This window comes from Paracoccus sp. (in: a-proteobacteria) (assembly GCF_032007265.1).
GTDB lineage: Bacteria > Pseudomonadota > Alphaproteobacteria > Rhodobacterales > Rhodobacteraceae > Paracoccus.
In genome coordinates this window covers 1-2,043 of the sequence record NZ_DALZMB010000208.1, presented here as the reverse complement: position 1 = coordinate 2,043, position 2,043 = coordinate 1, and the positions used below count along the sequence as shown (strand labels likewise).

Sequence of the window (2,043 nt, the reverse complement as noted above, 5' to 3'; positions counted from 1 at the left end):
TCCAGCAAGCGCTTGAATGGGCCTTCGCCACGGAATGCGCGCAGCTGGATTTTGATGATTTGGCTTTTTGCGATCTCCAAGCTGGTGACTTTGATCAGCCTGGTCGTGACACGATCACGACCATCCAGCGCCGCGGTGAGCTTGGCTGCACGGTCGATGGTGGTGGGTACAATGAGCCGCATCCCGATGCTCAGATTATCGCGGCTGCGGTCGCGGCCCTGCCGATCAATGTCGGCGGGCGAAAGATGGCCAGCATCGTCGCCGAATGTGCCCGCGCGCGCGGTGTTCCGGATTGGCGCGCGGATGAACGGCGCGGCGTCGTGCCCTGCGGCTGGGAGATGACCGATCGTGGTGAATGGATGGCCGCAACGCGCAAGCTGCCTGTGGCGGAATATTACTATCCGCGCGGGCGGAAGACGCTTACCTATACCCCAGAGATTTGCCGAATCAGCTATACAGGTTCTGCAGAGGTCCTGGCTCAGCGCCGCCGCGCCTATCTGGCTTGGTATGGTGCGCTGCTCCACCTGCTGTCTGACTTGTCCCGGTGTTATGGCTTCGAAGCGTTGCGGCTCACTGATGGACTTCCTGCGCTCTCTCCGTGGAATCCTTCTTGACTGCGACATGGCTTCCTTGACATAAGGGTCTGGCCATACCTGTGCCCGGATGAGAGGTCATCGCGGGCACTTTCCGTTTCTGGTTCTTCTTCGTGTTCCCCTGATTCGCCGCTATAATGATCTCGGAGGTGAGATTGTAATGGCGATGAAGTTCTTTCCGCAAAAACCGCCCCAGGGCAAAAAGCGGCGGCCTTTAGCTGGGCCGATCTTGTTAATTGTTTTGGTTCTGGCCTTCCTTGCGACCATGAGCAAACAGCCTGTGGACCAAGAAATCACTGCTCAGCAGGATGAAGTCGAGCCGCAGCTTCCGCCTGAATAAGTGCCGCGATTCTCGAGATTGACATCCTTGGCAGAAGGAGAGGTCATTGCGGGCACTTTGCGTTTGGTGACACCATGGACTCTTCGTCGAGGGGATCGGTAACCATTAAAGGCTCGAATGCGCGTTGCTCGACTGGGGGACGGCATAGTCAATTGAGGTTCCGATGCTCAGATCGCCAAACGTTGCTAAGCTTGCGGGATCGAATTTGATCGTGCCGGAAACAGGCCCTTCCACTATTATCCGTTTTCCCTTTTGGACATGGATATATGGCTCTCTCCGGAGCGCTGCAGCATTCACATAGAGTGGCCCGAAGGTCAGCTTGTACTCTTGATCAATAGGGCCTGTGGGTCGGGTGAGCTGTCCTTCGAAAGGCCCGAAGCGGCCCATGAAGAATGTGACTTTTATGGTCATGGGCCTATAGGCCTCCCTATTTCGCTCACTGTTTTTGCTGTGACCGCCGATCGTCATCGTTTCGATTCGGATCCCGTTCTGTTTCCAGATTCGGTTCGAGAAGAGCGATAGTGACGGCGTGACTAATGGTGCCGATCATGCCGCTGAACACATAGACAATTATGACTTTGAGCCAAGGTGCCCCCATCCAGGCTGAAATCGCGGCACAAATAATGCCGCTTATTACACCGACCAATAGCGCAGCCATAATTGGCCTCTATGATTAAAATACAATGCGTAGAGCTTAGCACGACCTAGGGGCGATTCTACCATAATGAAATCACCCCTTCCGGTACGGCGGCCAACAGATGCTCACGCTCAACCTTGATGATACCGCTCTTCAGGCCAACCTGCGCCAGCTGTCAGAGCGACAGATCAAATGGGCTGCGAAGGATGCGCTGGATAAGACGGCGGGCGATGTGTTGGCCGGCATCCATGCGCGAATGGACGCAGTTTTCGACCGACCCACGCCGTTTACCAAACGGGCTTTCGTGATCCAGAAGGCGCATACCGAACGACTTGAAGCGGTGATCCATGAGCGCCCGCGTAATACCGATCGCGATTATCTCAAGGTGCAAGAGGGTGGAGGGCCGCGCCCATCGACGGGCCTCGAAACTGTTCTGCGCTCTCGGCTGGCCTATGACGGCACGATCACGGCGG

The 2,043-nt window shown here is 56.2% G+C and carries 4 protein-coding genes and 1 pseudogene; 3 read left to right on the top strand and 2 right to left on the bottom strand.

Features of this window, described 5'->3' with window-relative positions:
- Both RTS12_RS20730 and RTS12_RS20725 read left to right on the top strand, forming a co-directional pair.
- The coding region (locus RTS12_RS20730) for a hypothetical protein (protein ID WP_312532054.1) at positions 1-614 on the top strand (614 nt) is incomplete at its 5' end.
- 139 nt (positions 615-753) lie between these two features.
- The gene (locus RTS12_RS20725; protein WP_312532052.1) at positions 754-933 is read left to right on the top strand and encodes a hypothetical protein; all 180 of its coding nucleotides are present in this window, start codon (positions 754-756) and stop codon (positions 931-933) included.
- 105 nt (positions 934-1,038) lie between these two features.
- Here the strand turns inward: RTS12_RS20725 and RTS12_RS20720 are convergent, their stop codons facing one another.
- Together RTS12_RS20720 and RTS12_RS20715 are read right to left on the bottom strand one after the other, a co-directional pair.
- Positions 1,039-1,344, bottom strand: coding sequence for a hypothetical protein (locus RTS12_RS20720; protein ID WP_312532050.1), 306 nt, complete (start codon positions 1,342-1,344; stop codon positions 1,039-1,041).
- 25 nt (positions 1,345-1,369) lie between these two features.
- The gene (locus RTS12_RS20715; RefSeq protein WP_312532047.1) at positions 1,370-1,591 is read right to left on the bottom strand and encodes a hypothetical protein; all 222 of its coding nucleotides are present in this window, start codon (positions 1,589-1,591) and stop codon (positions 1,370-1,372) included.
- A gap of 100 nt (positions 1,592-1,691) precedes the next feature.
- Between RTS12_RS20715 and RTS12_RS20710 the strand changes: the two are divergent.
- Positions 1,692-2,043, top strand: a pseudogene (locus RTS12_RS20710) (hypothetical protein); the annotation flags it as partial.